Here is a 21,465-nt window from a genome sequence, read left to right on the forward strand (position 1 = left end):
TAGCCGGCTCTATGGCTATTAAACATGGCAAAAGCTTTCGCTGTTAAAGGTTGGCGATAAGCCAAGTTTTCTAATAGAGGTTGTTCAAAAAGTCCGGTAACAATTTTATCCTCCTTTTTGAACACGCACTAATCGTATTAGATATTACATTGCAGAATAGGGTGTTTGGAAATGAGATTATCAGAGTTATTGACCGTTTTACCATTTTATAATACATCAGCAGCACTTGATAACCTGGAGATAAGCGGTGTTGAGACTGACTCCAGAAAGGTAGCAGAAGGGAATCTGTTTATTTGTATTCAGGGTTTTACAGTCGATGGCCATGATTTCATCGATCAGGCCGCAAATAATGGTGCACATGCCGTGCTGGCTGAGAAAGAAGTGAATGCCTCTGTTCCGGTTATCCGGATTGATGATACATCAAAAGCTTTGGCGATGCTTGCGTCAAAGTTTTATGATTATCCAACGCGTCAATTTCCGCTTATTGGCGTAACCGGCACAAATGGCAAAACAACGATTACCTATCTGCTGGAATCGATCTTTCAGCACTATAAGCGAAAAACGGGTATTATCGGTACCATCCAAATGAAAATAGGAAACGATGCTTATCCTGTACATAATACGACCCCTGACGCCTTGTATTTACAGAAAACGTTTCATGAGATGAATGAACATGATGTCGATACAGCTATTATGGAAGTGTCTTCTCATGCGTTGGATATGGGGCGGGTCCATGGCTGTGATTTTGATATCGCCGTATTTACGAATCTATCACAGGATCATTTGGACTATCATCCGGATATGAACGATTATTTACATGCAAAAAGTCTTTTGTTTGCACAGTTAGGCAATACCTATAACGAAGGACAAAAAAAGTTTGCAGTTATAAATGAGGACGATCCAAACAGTGCTTTTCTGATAAAAAGCACCGCTCAGCATGTTCTTACGTATGGATGTCAGAGCGGAGCACAGGTGAAGGCAGAAGACATCAATCTAGACGTAACGAAAACAACCTTTACAATGCACACCCCAATTGGATCTGTCATGATAAACAGCAGCTTGATTGGTAAATTCAACGTTTATAATATGCTGGCAGCAAGCGCAGCCGCCATAAGTGCAGGTATACCGCTTGAGGTCATTAAGGAAGCACTTGAGGCCATGCAAGGTGTGAGCGGAAGATTTGAACCTGTCGAGGGGAGCCATGAATTTGCAGCTGTGGTTGACTATGCACATACACCAGATTCACTGGAAAACGTACTGCAAACGATTAAAGGCTTTGCAGAGAATAATGTCTATGTCGTGGTTGGCTGCGGCGGTGACCGTGACAAGACAAAACGTCCATTAATGGCATCTGTCGCGCTGCAATATGCTGATCAGGTAATTTTCACTTCCGATAATCCGCGTACAGAGGATCCGCAGGCAATATTGGATGATATGACAAAAGGACTGAATGAAACGCATTTTTCAGTTATTGAAAATCGAAAAGACGCTATCTTTCATGCCATAAGTCTTGCTAAAAAGGGCGATATTATTTTAATTGCCGGCAAAGGACACGAGACATACCAGGATATCGGCCGGGCCCGTTATGATTTTGATGACCGGGAAGTTGCCAAAGCGGCAATTCAGGCTAAGGAGAATTAACGATGCTGTTTACAACGAAATGGCTTACAACCGTATTTTCAGATTACAAGGGTGCAGCAGTGGATGAGGTTGAAATTGTAGAGGTGACAACAGACAGCCGCAGGAAATTGAAAAAATCATTGTTTATTCCATTAGCCGGTGAAAATTTTGACGGCCATCATTACATGAAAGATGCCTTTGACCAGGGAGCTGCAGCTGCTCTATGGGATAAACATAAGGCGCTGCCGGAATCCTTGCCAGCCGATTTCCCGGTGTTTTTTGTTAATGATACGCTGACTGCGATGCAAGAACTGGCAAAGGCTTACCGAAAAAAAGTGAATCCGGTTGTCATTGGCGTAACAGGTTCGAATGGCAAGACGACAACCAAGGATATTATTGCTTCAGTCGTAGGGTCATCATATAAAACGCATCATACAGAAGGTAATTTAAACAATCAAGTCGGCCTTCCGCTCACTATTTTATCGATGCCTCTTGATACAGAAGCATTGGTCGTGGAAATGGGCATGAATCATTTTGGTGAAATTGAAACACTGACAAAGATAGCGCAGCCTAATTATGCCGTCATAACAAATATTGGTGAATCCCACATTGAATTCTTGGGTTCAAGGGAAGGAATTGCCAGAGCAAAACTTGAAATCATTAAAGGAACGACAAAGGACGGTTATTTATTGATTGATGGCGACGAACCATTATTAAGGCAGGTTCATCAGCGCGAACATGTCATTAAATGCGGCTATCATACTAATAATGATGTCACCATCAGAAACATAAATATTACGCGGCAGTCGACTCAATTTGAACTCTCTGATGGCGGAAGTTATACGATTCCATTACTTGGAAGCCATCATGCACTGAATGCATCGTTTGCCATAACGATCGGCAGGCTGCTAAATATAGCAACGGATAATGTGAAACAGGCATTAACAGGGCTGGAACTGACATCAATGCGATTTGAACTTATGAATGGTAAAAATGGTTCATCCATTATCAATGACGCTTATAATGCTTCCCCAACGTCCATGAAGGCAAGTATAAACGCTGTAAAACATTTGGATGGATTCCATCAGAAGGTACTCGTTTTAGGTGATGTGTTTGAGCTTGGTCAAAACTCAAAACCGCTTCACCGCTCGGTTGCCGACAGTATTGATGAATCGATGTCAGCTGTTTTAACATTTGGAGAAGATGCAGACGAAATATCGTCAGCTGTTTATAAACAGCATCCTGCAATTGACAGCCGTCATTTTACATCAAAGGAAGCGCTTATGAATGCTCTCAATGAGTATATCTCCGAGGGGACATTAATTTTATTTAAAGCGTCACGTGGCATGCAATTTGAATCATTTATCAAGCAAGTTATTGATCCATCGCATTAAACATGGACGGTTGCTGCAAGAGGAGGAGAAACAGTGAATATGTACGTATTAATCATGACAATCGCAATAGCATTTTTGATCACCGTCCTCTCATCACCAATTTTTATTCCTTTTTTACGGCGTTTGAAGTTTGGGCAAAGCATCAGGGACGAAGGTCCGAAATCACATATTAAGAAGACGGGGACCCCGACCATGGGCGGTATTATGATTGTCATCAGTGTTGTTGCAACTGCAATTATTATGGTGAGCAAATACAGTGCCGGGTCAATCGGCTATGAGTTATGGCTGCTTATTTTTGTGATGGTCGGCTACGGATTGCTGGGTTTTATGGATGACTTTATTAAGGTGGCCATGAAGCGGAATCTCGGACTGACATCGAAACAAAAGATGGCAGGTCAATTGGTTATTGCGTTTATTTTTTATTTTATTTTACACTATAACGATTATGCCACCTACATTCAAATTCCGGGTACGTCCATCCAATGGGAACTCGGCTGGGGGTATGCGTTGCTGACTGTATTTATGCTGGTTGGTGCATCCAATGCCGTGAACTTAACGGATGGATTGGATGGCCTGCTCGCCGGTACTGCAGCCATAGCATTTGGTGCTTTTGGCATTTTGGCATGGTACGGTTTCCCACAGAATGAGATAGCCATCTTTTCATTAGCAACGGTCGGTGCACTGCTGGGGTTTCTCGTCTTCAATGCCCATCCGGCCAAGGTGTTCATGGGTGACACAGGCTCACTGGCATTAGGCGGGAGTCTTGCCGCTATAGCTATTTTGACAAAGCTGGAGATTATTCTGGTTATTATCGGCGGTGTTTTTGTCATTGAGACGCTTTCGGTCATCATTCAGGTTATATCGTATAAGACAACCGGCAAAAGAATATTTAAAATGAGCCCGCTTCATCATCATTATGAGCTGCTTGGGTGGTCTGAATGGCGTGTTGTGACCACGTTTTGGCTTATAGGTCTGGTGTTTGCGGCGCTAGGCGTTTATATCGAGGTGTGGATAGCTTGAAAAAATTAACAAACTTTCCTTATGATCATGTACTTGTACTGGGTCTGGCAAAAAGCGGTACAGCTGCAGCCAGATTGCTGCTGCAAAGCGGAAAAAAAGTTCGTGTGAATGATAAAAATGCCAGTGATAGTGATGCAGCTGTTGATGAATTAACAGCACTGGGTGCTGAAGTGATCACTGGTTCCCATCCGCTGTCTGTATTGCATGGAATGGAAATCATCGTTAAAAATCCGGGTATTCCGTATGATAAACCTCTTTTGCAAGAGGCGGAAAAGCGTGGTATTCCGATTATTACTGAGATAGAACTCGCCGGCAATCTATCGGAGACAGCCATGATCGGGATAACCGGTTCCAATGGCAAAACGACGACAACAACTCTCACAGCCGAAATGTTGAAGGCCAGTGAACAGGGAGCACGGATCGCCGGTAATATCGGGCATGTTGCTACAGAGGTTGCTCAATCATTGAAAAAAGACGAAAAAATGGTCCTGGAGCTATCCTCATTTCAACTGATGGGTGTTAAAGCATTTAAACCGAAAATTGCTGTACTGTTAAATATTTTCGAGGCACATCTTGATTACCATAAAACGTTTGAGAACTATAAAAACGCCAAGTGCAATATATTTGCTAACCAGACAGCTGATGATTACCTCATCTATAACGCGGATGATCCGACTGTGGCAGAAGCTGCTGCATCTGCAAAATCGGTCAAAATACCATTTTCAATGAAAATTCAGCTGAACAATGGTGCGTGGGCAGATGACAACAGTCTTTACTTTAAAAACGAAAAACTGATTGATAAAGAGGAAATTGTGCTGACAGGCGACCATAATCTGGAAAATATTCTTGCGGCCATCAGTGCCGCAAAGCTGAGCGGTGCCACAAATGAAGGGATTCATAGTGTATTGACGTCTTTTTCAGGGGTCAGGCACCGGCTCCAATTTGTAGGCAATTTTCACGATCGTCTGTTTTACAATGATTCTAAAGCAACAAACATGCTTGCAGCCCAAAAGGCATTATCCGCATTCAATGAGTCTGTTATCCTGATTGCAGGTGGTCTTGACCGCGGCAATGAGTTTGATGATTTGAAACCTTATTTGAAGAATGTGAAAGGTGTTGTCCTGATCGGAGAGACACAGGGTAAACTGAAGCGCACAGCACTTGAAGCAGGTGTGCCTGCCATAAAAATGGCCGGTGATATGAATGACGCTGTTAGCCAAGCGTATCGAATGTCTGGACATAAGGATGTTATATTACTGTCTCCTGCCTGTGCCAGCTGGGATCAATACCGAACATTTGAAGAACGAGGTGACATGTTTATACAAGCCGTGCATACACTATTGTAGGGGCTTGTCTGCTGCAATAATGTATGCCTTGCTGCAACAGTAGTGCTGCAGGTGAACATCACGTATGATCATTGTGAATAAAAGCCCCTATTCCAACGAATCTGGAAAAGGGGTGTTTTTTTGTTTCGAAAATCGTCTGAAACCCGCTATAAACCGGACTACACTCTATTGGCTGTTATATTGCTGCTGCTGGTAATCGGCGCCGTAATGGTTTACAGCTCGTCATATGTCTGGGCAGAGTATAAGTATGCGGACCAATTTTTTTTCCTTAAACGCCAACTGTTGTTTTGTGGCATCGGGGTTGTTGGAATGTTCTTTTTTATGGTTATCCCGTACAGCACATGGAAACAATATAGCAAAATTATTTTGTTTAGTTGTTTTGTACTATTGCTGGCTGTACTGATTCCGGGAGTCGGGATGGTACGCGGCGGGGCCCAAAGCTGGATTGGCATTGGTGCATTCAGTGTCCAGCCATCCGAATTTATGAAACTTGGTTTAATTATTTTCCTGGCCGTATATCTTTCTGTCAAGCAAAAGTATATCACGTCTTTTAAAAAAGGCTTCATCCCGTCGCTCCTTCTGGTATTTTCAGCATTTGGACTTATCATGCTGCAGCCTGACCTGGGCACCGGTGTTGTACTCGTAGGCACGTGTATGGTGATGATTTATATTGCCGGGGCCAGATTATTGCATTTTTTCGGACTTGCTGCGGTAGGCTTTGTCGCGTTTCTGCTGCTAATATTGTCAGCACCCTATCGTATTAGCCGAATAACCGCATTCATCAATCCGTGGGAGGACCCATTAGGAGATGGTTTCCAGATTATCCAGTCATTATATGCCATCGGCCCGGGTGGTTTGATGGGGCTTGGATTGGGCGAAAGCATTCAAAAATATTTTTATTTGCCTGAACCGCAAAACGACTTTATTTTTGCCATCATTGGCGAGGAACTTGGATTTCTAGGCGGTACCTTTGTGATTGGGTTGTTTGCATTGCTGTTTTGGCGCGGTGTAAAAGCGGCACTCGAGGCACCGGATGCTTACGGGCGTTTTTTGGCGCTTGGAATCGTATCCATGCTGACTATTCAGGTCATGATCAATATAAGTGTCGTAATCGGTTTGATTCCTGTTACAGGCATAACCCTTCCATTCTTAAGCTATGGCGGTTCGTCATTAACGTTAACGCTTTGTTCGGCAGGAATCTTACTGAACATCAGCAGGTATTCAAAAATTTAATGGACTGTGGGTAAAAATTTTAGAATATGGGACAAGTTTACTACGTATTCATACGAAATGTGTGATATAATCCAAATAACAGTCGGAGAAACGGCATTGAAAGGTGCCGTTTTCTTCTTGTCAGTTAAGAAAGGATGACTACTTTCTTACTGCATAAGTGCTGGGCTTCGCCATTGGATTTCGGCGATGAGCCAGGTTTTCCATGCACTTTCTAATGTTAGGGTAAGGGAAGAAATAGAAATGGGGAAAAAGAATGTAGTTTCAATTGAAGAACGTATACCAACGTTGAAACAGGAACGTAAAAAGAAGGCAAATCGCCGTCTCATATTTTACCTTTCTATTTTTTTCTTTTTAATTTCCATAATTGTTTATCTTCAGTCTCCATTGAGTGATGTGAGAACAATTGCGGTTTCAGGAAATTCATTTGTATCGGATGAAAGGGTAATTGAGCAAAGCGGTATTGCCAAAGGCGAGAATTTATGGACGATAAACGAAACGCAGGCAAGCCGGTCCATAAAAGAAAATCCGGTTATTCAAAATGCCGATGTAAATGCAAAGCTTCCATGGACAGTCGACATAAGTATTACTGAATTCAATCACGTTGGCTATGTGGCGCAAAATGAAAGCTATTTTCCGATATTGGGAAGCGGTGATGTTCTGAAAGATATGGAACAGCAGACAGCAGACGGGAATGCACCATTGCTGATCGGTTTTTCAGATGATGATTACTTAAAGGAAATGACGCAGGAACTGAAAAATTTGCCGGAAAGTATTTTGAAACTGATATCGGAAATCCACTGGCAGCCGACTGATGATAACGAGCGTAAAATCAAGCTGTATATGAATGATGGCTATATTGTTGACGGCACCATCAGGGATTTTGCCGATAATATGAGTGTTTACCCATCAATCGTTTCACAGCTGGATCCGGAGAGCAAAGGGATTATACATATTGGCGCCGGTGCCTATTTTGAGCCGTTTACAACGCCGGACGAGGAAAGCTCTGACGAAGAAGAATCCGGCAGCGGAAATGACGGATAGCTAATTTTATTGACAGTTAAGAAAGGATAAATCCTTTCTTACTGCATAAGAACAACTTAGACGTTTGCCATACCTTGGCAATAAGCCAAGTTTTTCTAAATAAAATCACGAAATTAAAAGGAATTCACGATTTTTATATCGAATTAACCAATATATATTTTCTTTTTGTGCTCATTCCTTTAAAATATGAGACTATAGGCTTTTAATAGAATTGAAGAGAAAAACATCTGATTGAATAAAAAGGCGATATATCAGATGCTTCTGAAGCAGGAGGTGCCTTTCCTTGAACAACAGCGAAATACTAGTGAGTCTTGATATAGGTACATCAAAAATTAAAGTAATTATTGGCGAAGTGCTAAACGATTCTCTGAATATTATAGGAGTCGGTACTGCAAAGTCAACTGGCATGAAAAAAGGTGCGATCGTTGATATTGACCAAACTGTTCAATCGATAAGAAATGCAGTGGAGCAGGCGGAACGAATGGTCGGCATGCAAATTGACAGTGTTGTAGTAGGTGTGAACGGGAATCAAATACAATTGCAGCCTTGTCATGGTGTCGTAGCTGTTCAGAGTGAAAATCGGGAAATCGGCGATGAAGATATCACACGGGTGATTGATGGTGCTCAGGTCGTCTCAATTCCGCCTGAGCGGGAGATTGTTGATGTCATACCAAAACAGTTTATTGTTGATGGACTTGATGAGATAACTGATCCGCGTGGCATGATCGGTGTCAGACTGGAAATGGAAGGAACCATCATTACATGTTCGAAAACCGTTTTACATAACTTGCTGAAGTGTGTGGAGCGAGCCAACCTGCAAATATCTGATATTTGTCTGCAGCCGCTTGCTGCGGGTACTATTGCACTATCCAGTGATGAGAAAAATCTTGGCGTGACCTTAATTGATATCGGTGGAGGGTCCACGACAGTTTCGGTTTTCGAAAATGACCATCTCGCTGGTACCAGTTCAATCCCATTGGGTGGTGACAATATAACAAAGGATCTATCAATTGGGTTAAGAACGTCAACTGAAGAAGCAGAAGATATCAAATTAAACTATGGGCACGCTTTTTATGATGATGCCCGCGAAGACGAAACCTTTGAGGCGTCGGTTATCGGAAGTAATCATAGGGAAACGTATAATCAGCTGCAGATTTCCGACATGATAGAAGCAAGACTGGAAGAAATCTATGCGTATGCCGAGAGGGAAATACGCCGGATGGGTTACCAGCAATTACCTGGTGGCTATGTTCTGACAGGTGGTACAATGAAAATGCCGGGTGTGATGGAACTTGCACAGGATTTATATCAGTCAAATGTTCGTGTGGCAATTCCTGACTACATAGGTGTAAGGGAACCACTGTTTACTGCTGGTGTAGGTATCTTGCAATTTGCTTATCGTAATGCGAAAATACAGGGAAAAGATCTTTTAACTTCTGTAGCAGACTACGAGGGCGAAGCGAAACCAAAACGCGCAAAAAAATCGGGGAATTCGGATGCACCGGCTAAGACCAAGAAAAAAGAATCCGGAATTGCTAATTTGTTTAAATATTTCTTTGATTAATCAAGTGAAATGTTTGACATGTTTATTGATTGTTTTTTTGGGTATGTCCGGTCATCAGGGTATAGAAATTAATGCGTCGTAATTCAGCATAATAGGAGGAACGGATGTATGTTAGAGTTTGAAACGAATATGGATCAACTGGCAACTATAAAAGTTATTGGCATAGGCGGCGGCGGAAGTAATGCCGTCAACCGTATGATTGAACATGGTGTTGAAGGTGTCGAGTTCATTGCGGTCAACACTGATGCACAAGCTTTGGAACTGTCAATGGCAGAAACCAAACTGCAGGTAGGCGGTAAATTAACGCGCGGATTAGGTGCCGGGGCAAATCCGGAAGTTGGCAGAAAAGCTGCTGAAGAAAATAAGGAACAGCTGGAAGAGGCCCTCCAGGGTGCCGACATGATTTTCGTCACTGCCGGGATGGGCGGTGGAACTGGTACAGGCGCAGCCCCTGTTATCGCCCAAATAGCCAAGGAGATTGGGGCCCTGACAGTTGGTGTTGTAACACGTCCATTCACATTTGAAGGTAAAAAGAGGTCAACACAGGCAATTTCGGGAATAGATTCACTGAAATCGAGTGTGGATACGTTGATCGTTATCCCGAATGACCGTCTTCTGGAAATTGTCGATAAGAATACGCCAATGCTGGAAGCCTTCCGTGAAGCGGATAACGTTTTACGTCAAGGTGTACAAGGGATATCAGACCTGATTGCCAAACCAGGTTTGATTAACGTGGACTTCGCCGACGTGAAAACGATTATGTTTGACAAAGGGTCTGCTTTGATGGGAATTGGTATCGCCACAGGTGAAAACCGTGCGACCGAGGCAGCCAAAAAAGCTATATCCTCACCGCTTCTTGAAACATCCATTGATGGTGCGCATGGCATTCTGATGAATATTACTGGCGGTTCCAATTTGAGTCTTTATGAAGTTCAGGAATCAGCCGATCTTGTCACATCAGCTGCGGATGATGAAGTGAATGTTATCTTCGGTTCGGTTATTAACGAAAATCTGAAAGACGAAATTATTGTGACCGTCATTGCAACTGGATTTGATGAAAGTCAGAAATCAGACAATCAGCCGCGTCAGCGCCCTGTTATCAATCAAAACCAGCAAGCAGCGACACGCCCTTCTGAAGAACCGCCGCGGGAGCGTGAACAGACACAAAGCCAGCAAAATCGTCCGAATACACAGGATGATGAATTGGACATTCCTACATTTTTGCGGAATCGCAACCGCAACCGTTAATAGAATAATATATTTTGAACAAGCAATCAGATATCGTCTGGTTGCTTTTTTTGTATTGGCTCTTCTCGTAAATTTTGTTGCTCCTTAGCCCTCGCAGTTGATATAAACTACGACATAGTGAAAAATTTGTGTGCGATAATACCGCTTCGGAAATACACTACGCTTTCCGCGGGCGGCTGGTGAGCCTCCGCGTGCTGGCGCACTGCGGGGTCTCACCTATGCCTTTCCTCCCGCAGGAGTCTCCGTGTATTTCCTCCGCTAAATTTTGTTCAAGACATCTTGATAAAACAAAATATTTTATGAAAGAAAACCTGTATTCCTTATTCATTAAAACGAGTAGCTGGAATATGCGAGACTCCTGTGGGACAGCGAGCCTAAGAGACCCCACAGCGAGCGTTCTTTGCGAGCGAGGAGGCTCGTGGTGAGCCCACGGAAAGCGAGTATATTCCAGCTGCGTCGCCAGAAAGCTTACCTAAATACTCTAATAAGACTTTACGTCGCAGTTTATGGATTTTTTGTCAAAAACAACATACTATTAGAAAAAAGTCTATATTTTTTAAACATTCGTTGGGTAGATAATTTTAAATAAAAGAGCGTGTGGATCTGAAGTTATTATGGTACCTTCATAGAGTTTAGGCTATTGAAATCCTGTTGTTAAAGCAATCTGACAAATTAGCTGATAAGTCGTTAAAATTAGCCCCATTAGACCTTCATGAAGTGACAGACTTTGCTTTCCAATACCACTATACTTTCTGTTAAGGGATTTTTTCAGGAAAGGAAGAACGGCGTGTGACCATTTATCTGGATGCTGTCTGGCTGCTGAACTTTTGTTTGGATATGATGTTATTGATGCTCACACAAGCTTTGGCAAAAGACAGCACGAGAAAGCTGAGGATCGTATTTGGAGCGTTTGTGGCTTCTTTATTGGTTCCGCTGTCTATTTATTATCCCGATTCAGTTTTTACAAGTCTGATAGGTAAGCTGATGTATTCAATCATTATTATTTTATGCAGCTTCCGAATTTATTCAATCTATCAGATGTTCAAATTACTGCTCTTATTTTACTTTACAACTTTTTCCATAGGGGGTGGATTGATCGCAATACACTTTCTATTCCAAAACCCTGTTGGCATGTCTGCAGGCGGGGTTTTGACATTTAACGGCGGCTATGGTGACCCGATCAGCTGGCTGTTTGTTGTCATTGGTTTTCCGGTCGTTTGGTATTTCACCAAGTCACGTATGGACAAGCATGCAACAGAAAAAATTCGTTACGACCAATTGTGCCCGGCCACGATCCAGATTCGGCAAATAAGTAAATCAACGACAGCTTATATCGACAGCGGCAACCAGCTGACAGACCCATTAACTAAAAAACCAGTTATTATTTGTGATCAGTATTTTTTAAAGCAATGGTTTACGGAAGAAGAATGGAAGATGCTGGAGACAGTTCATGACACCCTTGATTTCGAGGCGCTACCTGATGAGTGGGAAGACAGGATCCAAATTGTCCCCTTTCAAGGTGTTGAAGGCAATCGCACGTTTATGATGGCGCTTAAGCCTGATAAAGTCACAATTGTTTATGAGGAAAAAGAAATTGCGACACGTAAAGTACTGGCAGGTATCCAATTTGCTGATTTGACGAAAGACCAATCGTATCATTGCCTGATGCATCCGCAAATCATCAAATTGGGCACACCCGTTTCTGCTTAATGTGATATACCTGTAATGTCACTGCATTTCTTTAAATGACAAAATCTGGAAAAGGAGCGACGTAATTTGAAACTATTAAGACTTCGTTTGCGTTTATGGTGGTATAAGATACTGTTTAAACTTGGTTTCAAAACAGATGAGATTTATTACATCGGCGGCAGTGAAGCACTACCTCCGCCCTTATCAAAAGAAGAAGAGCGACGGCTGCTTGAGCTGCTTCCTAAAGGTGATAAATCAGCTAGAGCAATGCTGATTGAACGTAATCTGCGTCTTGTTGTTTATATTGCCCGCAAATTTGAAAACACGGGCATTAACATTGAAGATCTGATCAGTATCGGTACAATCGGACTGATCAAGGCTGTCAACACCTTTAATCCCGAAAAGAAAATAAAACTTGCTACATACGCCTCAAGATGCATTGAAAATGAAATATTAATGTATCTGAGAAGAAATAATAAACTCAAGTCGGAAATATCTTTTGATGAACCGTTGAATATTGATTGGGATGGCAATGAATTATTGCTCTCGGATGTAATGGGAACAGATGAAGATATAACAACCAGAGATATTGAAACGAATGTTGATAAGCATTTACTGAAAAATGCGTTATCACAGCTAAATCCCCGGGAAAAACAAATCATGGAACTCCGGTTCGGCCTGGTAGGTCAGGAAGAGAAAACACAGAAAGATGTTGCCGATATGCTAGGTATTTCGCAATCCTACATTTCCCGTTTGGAGAAAAAAATCATCAGACGGCTCCAAAAAGAATTTAATAAAATGGTTTGACTTACTCTGGCATGAATTAGAGCCACATTGAGGCGATTTATCTGACTTACCGCATTGCATAAAAAACCTCCTATGGGGAGATACTGCTCATGAACAGCATCTCCAACCGGGAGGGTAGAATATGACAAAACATAAAGTAGAAATCTGCGGAGTTGATACATCAAAATTACCTGTACTTAAAAACGATGAAATGCGTGAATTATTTAAACGGATGCAAGCTGGTGATATAGCAGCAAGGGAAGAATTGGTCAATGGGAATTTACGTCTTGTATTAAGTGTTATTCAGCGCTTTAACAATCGCGGTGAATACGGTGATGATTTGTTCCAGGTTGGCTGTATTGGACTTATGAAATCAATTGATAATTTTGATTTGGGGCATAATGTAAAATTTTCCACTTATGCTGTTCCGATGATAATTGGTGAAATCAGACGCTATCTGCGCGACAACAATCCTATCAGAGTATCGCGATCTTTACGTGATACGGCTTATAAAGCACTCCAAGTCAGGGAGCAGTTAATTAGTAAAACGTCGAAGGAACCGACAGCAATGGAAATAGCTGAAGAAATGGATGTTGATCATTCCGATATTGTATTTGCAATGGATGCTATCCAGGATCCGGTCTCGCTATTCGAACCAATTTATAATGACGGCGGCGATCCAATTTATGTCATGGACCAATTGAGTGATGATAAAGTCAAAGATTCACTCTGGGTTGATAAACTTTCACTGAAAGAAGGGATGTATCAACTTAACAATCGCGAAAAAACAATCTTGAATAAACGTTTTTTTCAGGGAAAAACCCAAATGGAAGTGGCTGATGAAATTGGTATATCACAGGCCCAGGTTTCAAGGCTTGAAAAAGCAGCTATCGACCAAATGAACAAAGAAATGTTCGAATAAACGTACAACTGTATATCTTTACTTCTATAATCGACGCCAAATTCAATTTGGGGTCTTTTTTTTATTAAAATTTTTTCATGAAATTTTTGGTTATGATGCCCCATTTCTGGAATTAAATTCGATCATAATAAAAAAGGAGAAATATAATAATTTACTCATCCACCTGCATATAAATCTCTATTAAGAGGCAGGTGAGACTTGTGGTAACATTATCTGAACTGCAAATTAAAGAAGTCATTATGATGAGCGACGGCAGGCGGTTAGGGCAAATTTCTGATTTGGAAATTGATGGGAATAATGGTAGGATCACAGCATTAGTGCTTATCGCAAAAGACAAAAAATCTGGGTTTTTCGGAAAAGCCGACGAGCTTATTATACCTTGGAGGAACGTCGAGGTGATCGGTACTGATGTCATATTGGTCAATGAGGTAAAAACACCAACCCTTTATTCTGAACAGGAATTGCTCGAATAATGTCTGAAATATGATAGAATGGAACAAGCAGATTGCGCGGGTTAGGGGGAAAACAAATGTCGGAACCATTTCAGCAGATGACAGACTCCACTTTAGTTCTGGAAAAATGGCAACAGCTGATACCAGGTCTGAAAGCTGGTTTTACAACGAGAAAAGGCGGTTTTTCAGCGCCGCCTTTTGATACATTAAACCTTGGTTTGCATGTTCCGGACAATTCAGAAGATGTGATTACCAATAGACATAGGCTGGCTGACATCATTCAAACTCCGTTAAGATCTTGGGTTTCCGGCGAGCAGACACACGAGACGAACATTCACTTCGCAACAGATCTTGACAAAGGAAGAGGGTCAACAGCGTATGATACATCGCTGGAGCAAATTGATGGTCTGGTCACGAATCATTCAGGCATATTGTGTACTGCTTTCTTCGCTGATTGTGTACCCATCTTTTTTCTGGATCCATCGACACGATACATCGGAATTGCGCATGCCGGCTGGAAAGGGACTGTCCATCGGATTGGACAAAAGATGATTGACACAATGCAGACAGCCGGTGCTGATCTGGCTGATATCCGTGTCGTAATTGGCCCCAGTATATCCCATGATGCTTATGAAGTAGATGAGCGAGTTATACGTCATATTCCGCAGTCGTTCATCGAAAAAACGGTCACTGCCAGGGAAAATAATCGCTTTTTGCTTGATTTAAAGCAATTAAACGCAGAAATCCTTTTACAACACGGAATTTTGCGTCATAATATAGATATATCAAATTATTGCACATTTCGCGACGATCATTTATTTTTCTCATATCGGCGTGACGGGGGGAAAACTGGCAGGATGCTGGGTTATATTGGTTACGATCAATGATTGAATGGGGGAGGACGAAGGGTATAATGGATGTAGCAGAAAATTTGAACCGAATCCGACAAAATATCGAGCACGCTTGTAAAAGCAGTAATCGAAATCTCGATGAAATAACCATAATTGGCGTGACGAAATATGTTACAATAGAACGAGCAAAAGAAGCAATTGAGGCAGGAATCACAAACCTTGGCGAAAATCGTCTGGAAGGTTTCCTGGAAAAACACGAATACATACAAGACAGCGCATCATGGCATTTTATCGGCACGCTGCAGTCACGAAAAGTTAAAGAGGTGATTGGTAAGGTCGATGCCATTCACTCGCTGGACCGGAAGTCGCTAGCCAGGGAAATCAATAAACGGTCGGCAAAGCCTGTTGATTGTTTCGTGCAGGTGAATGTAAGCGGAGAGGAGACGAAGCATGGGCTTCAACCCGAAGAAACACTCTCGTTTATCAGGGAACTGGAAGTGTATGACAACGTCCGTATTGTGGGGCTTATGACGATGGCACCGCATATTGAGGATGAAGAAAGGCTGCGGAACATTTTCAGACAACTGGCTTCACTTAGAGAAGATATACAGGGCGAACACATTGCGTATGCGCCATGTGAATACTTATCAATGGGCATGAGCAATGACTATCAGCTTGCTGTAGAAGAGGGAGCTACGCATATCCGAATCGGGTCTGATCTGGTCGGATCCTAATAACGGGGTGAAATGATGAGTATTAAAAGCAAAATTAAAAACTTCTTCACAATGGAAGATGAATTAGAGTATGTTGAGGAGCAAGAAGAAATGAATAATGAACCGGTGACACATCAGTCAAGCAGTAGCGGGAATGTGGTCAGTTTAACAAGTATGCAAGGGCCGACGTCGAAAGTTGTGCTTTGTGAACCGCGTAATTACAGCGAAGCACAGGAGCTTGCCGATAACGTCGTCAATAAACGGGCAGTTGTCATTAACCTTCAGCGTGTTGATCATCAACAGGCAAAACGGATTGTCGACTTTCTGAGCGGTACCGTTTATGCGATAAATGGTGATATTCAAAAACTCGGTGACGGGACATTTCTGTGTACAGCGGATAATGTCGATGTATCGGGTTCCATAACTGAAACATTTGCTGAAGAAGATGAATACAGTAAAGGATGGTAGCAGACTATGCAATCACTACTCAGTTTTTTATATCTGGCATTAGAGCTTTATAGCTTCGCCCTGATTATTTATATATTCATGTCCTGGTTCCCGGGTGCGCGTGAATCTTCATTTGGCGTCTTTTTGGCCAAAATATGCGAACCCTATCTTGAGCCTTTCCGCAGAATAATACCACCGCTTGGCATGATTGATTTGTCCCCTATTGTGGCGATTTTTGTCCTGTATTTCGCCAGAGCATTCGGACTGCCTGTTCTTTTCAGCTGGTTCTAATGGGTGAGATTCATGGAAATCTACCAGCATTATAGAAAAGAAGAACATTCGTTTATCGATCAGGCATTATCATGGATTAACCGAGTCGAAAAAACCTACCAGATGAAGGTGACGGATTTTCTCAATCCGAGGGAACAGCAAATTGTTGAGACGCTTGCTAGGACAAGTATGGAAGAGCTAAGGGTTTACAAGCATGGCGGCAGTGTTAATGCTGAGCGGCGGCGGGTTATCATAGCGCCGATGTATGACGAGGTGACGGACGATTCTTTTCAGCTCACTTTACTGCAGGGATCATACCATGACAAGTTTGTCTCACTGGGACACCGTGACGTGATGGGATCGTTTTTATCATTAGGGATCAAACGGCAAAAACTCGGCGATATCATGGCTGAGAATGGCCTGATTCAAATCATAATGGCTGAGGAGATTGCCCCGTTTATACTGACAAATTTGACCGCCATCAAAAAGACAAGGATCAGACTGGAAGAACGGCCGCTTTCATCCCTTGTTGAACGGAAAACCAATTGGGATGAATCCAATCAGATCGTCTCATCGCTACGGCTTGACTCAGTGGTAAAGGCGATTTATAAACTGTCCCGTAAAGATGCAGCTGAAATGATCAGCAAGGGTCTTGTGAAAGTGAACTATAAAGTATCCGATGACCGTAAATTGATTCTAAACGCAGGTGACATGCTCTCTTTGCGGGGAAAAGGACGTAGTAAACTGGTTGATATTAACGGGCGGACAAAAAAAGATAAACTCAGTATTACAACTGCGCTATTAAAATGATTTAAGTTAATTTGAAGGATTTTTGGCTTTTTTGTCGAAATAATAGAAAATATGAATTTTGCTATCAACGAAATTTTTAATCGGATAACCACTTAAGGAGGTGGCCTGTGTGGCATTAACACCACTGGATATTCATAATAAGGAATTCACAAGAAGTTTTCGCGGATATGACGAGGATGAGGTCAATGAATTTTTGGATCAGGTTATCAAAGATTATGAAATGACAATCCGTGAGAAAAAAGATTTACAAGAAAAAGTTGACCAGTTGAATGAAAAACTGGGACATTTTACGAATATTGAAACGACGCTGAATAACTCAATTCTGATTGCACAGGAAACGGCTGAAGAATTAAAAGGAAGTGCTCAGAAAGAATCAAAACTGATTATTAAAGAGGCTGAGAAGAATGCCGACAGGATTGTTAACGAGGCGTTAGACAAATCCCGCAGAATTGAAATGGACGTAGAAGGATTGAAAAAGCAGGCTAAAGTATTCCGCACCCGTCTAAAAATGCTTGTGGAAGCACAGCTGGACGTTATCGATGCAAATGACTGGGAAGATTTATTCGATGAAGAAAACGAATCCGATGAGGAAACAGAAGAAATGGTTGATTACGCTGAAACCAAGGCATAGACCTTGACGTCTTACGATATTTTACATATAATGCTCATATATCAAATACGCTATATGATGACGGAGACAGTATGGATGTATGTCTGTTCAGCGAATCAGGGGTGGTGGAAGCCTGATGCAGCAGTACATTCTGAACATCACTCCCGAGTATTCATTCTGAAAGCGAGTAAGAATGGACGGTTTATTCACGTTACGAATCTCGAGTGAATTTAAAATGAGTCGACAGGAGATTTTTAAATTTATAAGGGTGGTACCGCGAGTCTTCTCGTCCCTTTTGGGGATGAGAAGGCTTTTTTATTTATAGGCTCTTAAAGATCATTATATAACAACTATAGTGCGTTTCGAATCCGCTGTAGGCTGCCGCTTCCTACTCCTTCGACTTGAAAAGATACAGTCATTTATGTCCTAAGGAGACAGAGTACAAGGCAACAGCAAGGAGAATCACATAAAAGACACCCTGAGGTAAATGAAGTGTATTCGGGCTATGTCTAAATACAACACACTTTATTAAAAATAGTTATCTCGCAGTGAATAGGAGGAACACAGATTGGATTATAAAGATACATTACTGATGCCTAAGACGAAGTTCCCGATGAGGGGGAATTTGCCGAATAAAGAACCTGAGCGTCAACAAAAATGGGATGAGAATCGAATTTATGAGAAGGATCTTGAGCGGACAAAAGGCCGTCCACTGTTCATTCTGCATGACGGCCCGCCATATGCCAATGGCGATCTGCATATTGGGCATGCGCTGAACAAAATATTGAAAGATTTTATTACCCGCTACAGGTCAATGAGCGGCTATCATGCGCCGTATGTTCCCGGCTGGGATACACATGGCCTGCCAGTTGAAACAGCATTGACCAAAAAGAAAAAAGTTGACCGGAAAAAAATGAGTGTTGCCGAATTCCGCCAAAGGTGTGCCGAATACGCCATGGGGCAGCTAGACAATCAGCGTAATCAGTTTAAGAAATTTGGTGTCCGTGGTGATTGGGATAACCCGTATATTACGTTGACCAAAGACTATGAAGCAGCCCAAATTAAAGTGTTCGGTGAAATGGCTAAAAAGGGTTATATCTATCGAGGGCTTAAGCCTGTTTACTGGTCACCGTCTTCTGAATCAGCGCTTGCCGAAGCAGAAATCGAATACCATGATAAGCGCTCACCATCCATTTATGTCGCTTTTGATGTAACCGATGGCAAAGGAGTTCTTGACGGCGATGAGAAAATTATCATCTGGACAACAACACCTTGGACGATCCCGGCAAACCTTGGCATTGCTGTTCATCCTGAATTGGAATATGCTGTTGTGGGTGTCAATGGTGAAAAATATGTGATTGCATATGAATTACTGGAAACGATGACGGAGGAGCTGGATTGGGAAAACCCGGAAGTCATCAAAACTTTCAAAGGAGAGGAAGCGGATAAAGTTGTTGCCAAGCATCCGTTTTATGACCGTGATTCGCTGGTAATGCTTGGTGAACATGTGACAACAGATGCCGGTACGGGCTGTGTTCACACAGCACCCGGACACGGTGAAGATGACTTCTATATGTCACGGGAGTACGGAATTGAACCGTTATCTCCGGTAGATTATCAAGGTTATTTCACGAATGAGGCACCGGGCTTTGCAGGTGAGTTCTATGATAAGGCCAATAAATCGATCACTGAAAAACTGGATGAAACCGGAGCATTGCTGAAGCTGACATTCATTACACACTCCTATCCGCATGACTGGCGTACGAAAAAGCCGACTATTTTCCGGGCCACCTCACAGTGGTTTGCATCCATTAAGGATTTCCGTCAGGACATTCTCGATGAAATCAACCGGATCAACTGGTATCCGTCATGGGGCGAAACACGGCTGTATAACATGGTGCGTGATCGCGAGGACTGGTGTATTTCCCGGCAGCGAACTTGGGGCGTACCGATTCCTGTATTTTATGCTGAAAATGGCACACCAATTATCAATAATGAAACGATCGAACATGTATCCAAATTATTTGCTGAGCACGGTTCGAATGTGTGGTTTGAGCGCGGGGCGGAAGAGTTACTTCCAGAAGGATTTACCTCTGAACACAGTCCAAACGGCAAATTCACCAAAGAAACGGATATTATGGACGTCTGGTTTGATTCCGGTTCATCCCATGAAGCTGTTTTAATGGGACGGGAAGACCATAAGCGTCCAGCTGATGTTTATTTGGAAGGAAGCGACCAGTACCGCGGGTGGTTCAACTCATCCATATCTACGGCTGTAGCGGTTACCGGCAAGGCGCCATATGAAGCAATTGTCAGCCATGGATTCACGTTGGATGGCAACGGCCGCAAGATGAGTAAATCGCTGGGCAATGTTATGGATCCGTTAAAAATTAAAAAGCAGCTTGGCATCGATATTTTGCGTCTGTGGGTGTCCTCGGTTGACTATCAGGCGGATGTCCGTATTTCACAGGAGATTTTGAAACAAATTTCCGAAGCTTACCGTAAAATCCGGAATACGGTCCGATTTATGCTTGGTAATCTGGCTGATTTCGATCCTGCAAAAGATGCCGTACCTGAGGCAGAGATGGAAGAAGTCGACCGCTATATGCTGCACCGTCTTCAAAATTTAGTCAAGAACGTCAGAGACAATTATGACATTTATGAGTATTCCCCGATCTACTCACAAATTCATAATTTCTGTGCAATTGATTTGAGTTCGTTCTATTTGGATTTTGCAAAGGATATTTTGTATATCGAGGCAGCCGATAACCATCATCGTCGAAGCATCCAGACTGCTTACTACGAGATTGTCACAACCTTGGTGAAGCTTCTGACCCCAATCATTCCACATACAACGGATGAAATGTGGGAGTATATCCCGGGTGTTGAAGAGGAAAGTGTCCAGCTTACCGACATACCGGAACCGAGGGAAATCACCGGATTCGGCCGACTTGATGAAAAGTGGGATCACTTTATGGATATCCGGGATGATGTCCTTAAAGCTTTGGAAGAGGCAAGAGAGGACAAAGTCATCGGAAAATCACTCGAGGCGAAAATTACGGTTGTGCCGAAAGACAGTAAAACAAAAGAAGTGCTTAATGGCATTTCGGATGTGCATCAGCTTTTCATTGTATCAGAGGCGGATGTAACTGAAGATGCTCCAGATGATGCGAAGGAATATCGCTATGTCAATGTGAAAGTGGAAAAACATCCCGGCGACACTTGTGCGCGCTGCTGGACAGCTTCAGAAACAGTCGGCAGCGATCACGATCATCCGGATTTATGTTCACGCTGTGCCGATATCGTTAAAGAGCATTATAGCGCATAATGCAGCAAGCGCCTATCCCATTATAGGATAAGGCGCTTTTTAATTATTTGTGGTAAAATACTTAAGAAACCCTTAAAATGTAAAAGAGACGTGCTGATATCTAAAAGACCGTTGTTTTAGA

Annotated in this window: 19 protein-coding genes and 1 other annotated feature; all 19 genes read left to right on the top strand. The window is 42.5% G+C overall.

Going from position 1 to position 21,465, the window contains the following annotated elements; genetic code table 11:
* Positions 1 to 171: 171 nt before the first annotated feature.
* The 19 genes from ON01_RS07690 (at position 172) to ileS (ending at position 21,344) form a co-directional block, all read left to right on the top strand.
* Positions 172 to 1,641 carry a UDP-N-acetylmuramoyl-L-alanyl-D-glutamate--2,6-diaminopimelate ligase gene (locus ON01_RS07690; RefSeq protein ID WP_010530448.1) on the top strand — a complete coding sequence of 490 codons (1,470 nt, stop codon included), beginning with the start codon at positions 172 to 174 and terminating at the stop codon, positions 1,639 to 1,641.
* A gap of 2 nt (positions 1,642 to 1,643) precedes the next feature.
* The gene (locus tag ON01_RS07695) at positions 1,644 to 3,014 is read left to right on the top strand and encodes a UDP-N-acetylmuramoyl-tripeptide--D-alanyl-D-alanine ligase (RefSeq protein WP_010530449.1); all 1,371 of its coding nucleotides are present in this window, start codon (positions 1,644 to 1,646) and stop codon (positions 3,012 to 3,014) included.
* A gap of 39 nt (positions 3,015 to 3,053) precedes the next feature.
* Positions 3,054 to 4,034: a phospho-N-acetylmuramoyl-pentapeptide-transferase gene (gene mraY, locus ON01_RS07700; protein WP_040912374.1), complete on the top strand. Its 981-nt coding sequence runs from the start codon at positions 3,054 to 3,056 to the stop codon at positions 4,032 to 4,034.
* Entirely contained in the window at positions 4,031 to 5,380 is a 1,350-nt protein-coding gene (gene murD, locus ON01_RS07705) for a UDP-N-acetylmuramoyl-L-alanine--D-glutamate ligase (protein WP_010530451.1), read from the top strand. The genes mraY and murD overlap by 4 nt, the downstream gene beginning before the upstream one ends.
* A gap of 168 nt (positions 5,381 to 5,548) precedes the next feature.
* Positions 5,549 to 6,613 carry a stage V sporulation protein E gene (gene spoVE / locus ON01_RS07710; protein WP_425357503.1) on the top strand — a complete coding sequence of 355 codons (1,065 nt, stop codon included), beginning with the start codon at positions 5,549 to 5,551 and terminating at the stop codon, positions 6,611 to 6,613.
* 240 nt (positions 6,614 to 6,853) lie between these two features.
* On the top strand, positions 6,854 to 7,654 hold the full coding sequence (locus ON01_RS07715; RefSeq protein ID WP_010530453.1) for a cell division protein FtsQ/DivIB: 801 nt from the start codon (positions 6,854 to 6,856) through the stop codon (positions 7,652 to 7,654).
* A 283-nt stretch (positions 7,655 to 7,937) separates the two neighbouring features.
* On the top strand, positions 7,938 to 9,218 hold the full coding sequence (gene ftsA / locus ON01_RS07720) for a cell division protein FtsA (protein WP_010530454.1): 1,281 nt from the start codon (positions 7,938 to 7,940) through the stop codon (positions 9,216 to 9,218).
* Positions 9,219 to 9,326: 108 nt separating this feature from the next.
* A complete protein-coding gene (gene ftsZ / locus ON01_RS07725) occupies positions 9,327 to 10,466 on the top strand; it encodes a cell division protein FtsZ (RefSeq protein WP_010530455.1) in 1,140 nt (379 codons plus the stop codon).
* Between the two features lie 789 nt (positions 10,467 to 11,255).
* A complete protein-coding gene (spoIIGA, locus tag ON01_RS07730) occupies positions 11,256 to 12,176 on the top strand; it encodes a sigma-E processing peptidase SpoIIGA (protein ID WP_010530456.1) in 921 nt (306 codons plus the stop codon).
* A gap of 66 nt (positions 12,177 to 12,242) precedes the next feature.
* Positions 12,243 to 12,962, top strand: coding sequence for an RNA polymerase sporulation sigma factor SigE (gene sigE, locus ON01_RS07735; RefSeq protein ID WP_010530457.1), 720 nt, complete (start codon positions 12,243 to 12,245; stop codon positions 12,960 to 12,962).
* 121 nt (positions 12,963 to 13,083) lie between these two features.
* A complete protein-coding gene (gene sigG / locus ON01_RS07740) occupies positions 13,084 to 13,863 on the top strand; it encodes an RNA polymerase sporulation sigma factor SigG (protein ID WP_010530458.1) in 780 nt (259 codons plus the stop codon).
* Positions 13,864 to 14,063: 200 nt separating this feature from the next.
* Positions 14,064 to 14,336, top strand: coding sequence for a YlmC/YmxH family sporulation protein (locus ON01_RS07745; RefSeq protein ID WP_010530459.1), 273 nt, complete (start codon positions 14,064 to 14,066; stop codon positions 14,334 to 14,336).
* A 56-nt stretch (positions 14,337 to 14,392) separates the two neighbouring features.
* Positions 14,393 to 15,202 carry a peptidoglycan editing factor PgeF gene (gene pgeF / locus ON01_RS07750; RefSeq protein ID WP_010530460.1) on the top strand — a complete coding sequence of 270 codons (810 nt, stop codon included), beginning with the start codon at positions 14,393 to 14,395 and terminating at the stop codon, positions 15,200 to 15,202.
* A gap of 26 nt (positions 15,203 to 15,228) precedes the next feature.
* Positions 15,229 to 15,900, top strand: coding sequence for a YggS family pyridoxal phosphate-dependent enzyme (locus tag ON01_RS07755; protein ID WP_010530461.1), 672 nt, complete (start codon positions 15,229 to 15,231; stop codon positions 15,898 to 15,900).
* 15 nt (positions 15,901 to 15,915) lie between these two features.
* Positions 15,916 to 16,347 (top strand): cell division protein SepF, encoded by a 432-nt coding sequence (locus tag ON01_RS07760; RefSeq protein ID WP_010530462.1) that lies wholly within the window; start codon positions 15,916 to 15,918, stop codon positions 16,345 to 16,347.
* 6 nt (positions 16,348 to 16,353) lie between these two features.
* Complete coding sequence (locus ON01_RS07765) at positions 16,354 to 16,617, top strand: YggT family protein (RefSeq protein WP_010530463.1); 264 nt, start codon at positions 16,354 to 16,356, stop codon at positions 16,615 to 16,617.
* Positions 16,618 to 16,629: 12 nt separating this feature from the next.
* Positions 16,630 to 17,406: a YlmH family RNA-binding protein gene (locus tag ON01_RS07770; RefSeq protein WP_010530464.1), complete on the top strand. Its 777-nt coding sequence runs from the start codon at positions 16,630 to 16,632 to the stop codon at positions 17,404 to 17,406.
* A 109-nt stretch (positions 17,407 to 17,515) separates the two neighbouring features.
* Complete coding sequence (locus ON01_RS07775; protein WP_010530465.1) at positions 17,516 to 18,037, top strand: DivIVA domain-containing protein; 522 nt, start codon at positions 17,516 to 17,518, stop codon at positions 18,035 to 18,037.
* A 48-nt stretch (positions 18,038 to 18,085) separates the two neighbouring features.
* Positions 18,086 to 18,313, top strand: a binding site (T-box leader).
* 271 nt (positions 18,314 to 18,584) lie between these two features.
* The gene (ileS, locus tag ON01_RS07780; protein ID WP_010530466.1) at positions 18,585 to 21,344 is read left to right on the top strand and encodes an isoleucine--tRNA ligase; all 2,760 of its coding nucleotides are present in this window, start codon (positions 18,585 to 18,587) and stop codon (positions 21,342 to 21,344) included.
* Positions 21,345 to 21,465 lie beyond the last annotated feature (121 nt).

Origin of the sequence: Lentibacillus jeotgali (assembly GCF_000224785.1) — a bacterium.
Taxonomy (GTDB): domain Bacteria; phylum Bacillota; class Bacilli; order Bacillales; family Amphibacillaceae; genus Lentibacillus; species Lentibacillus jeotgali.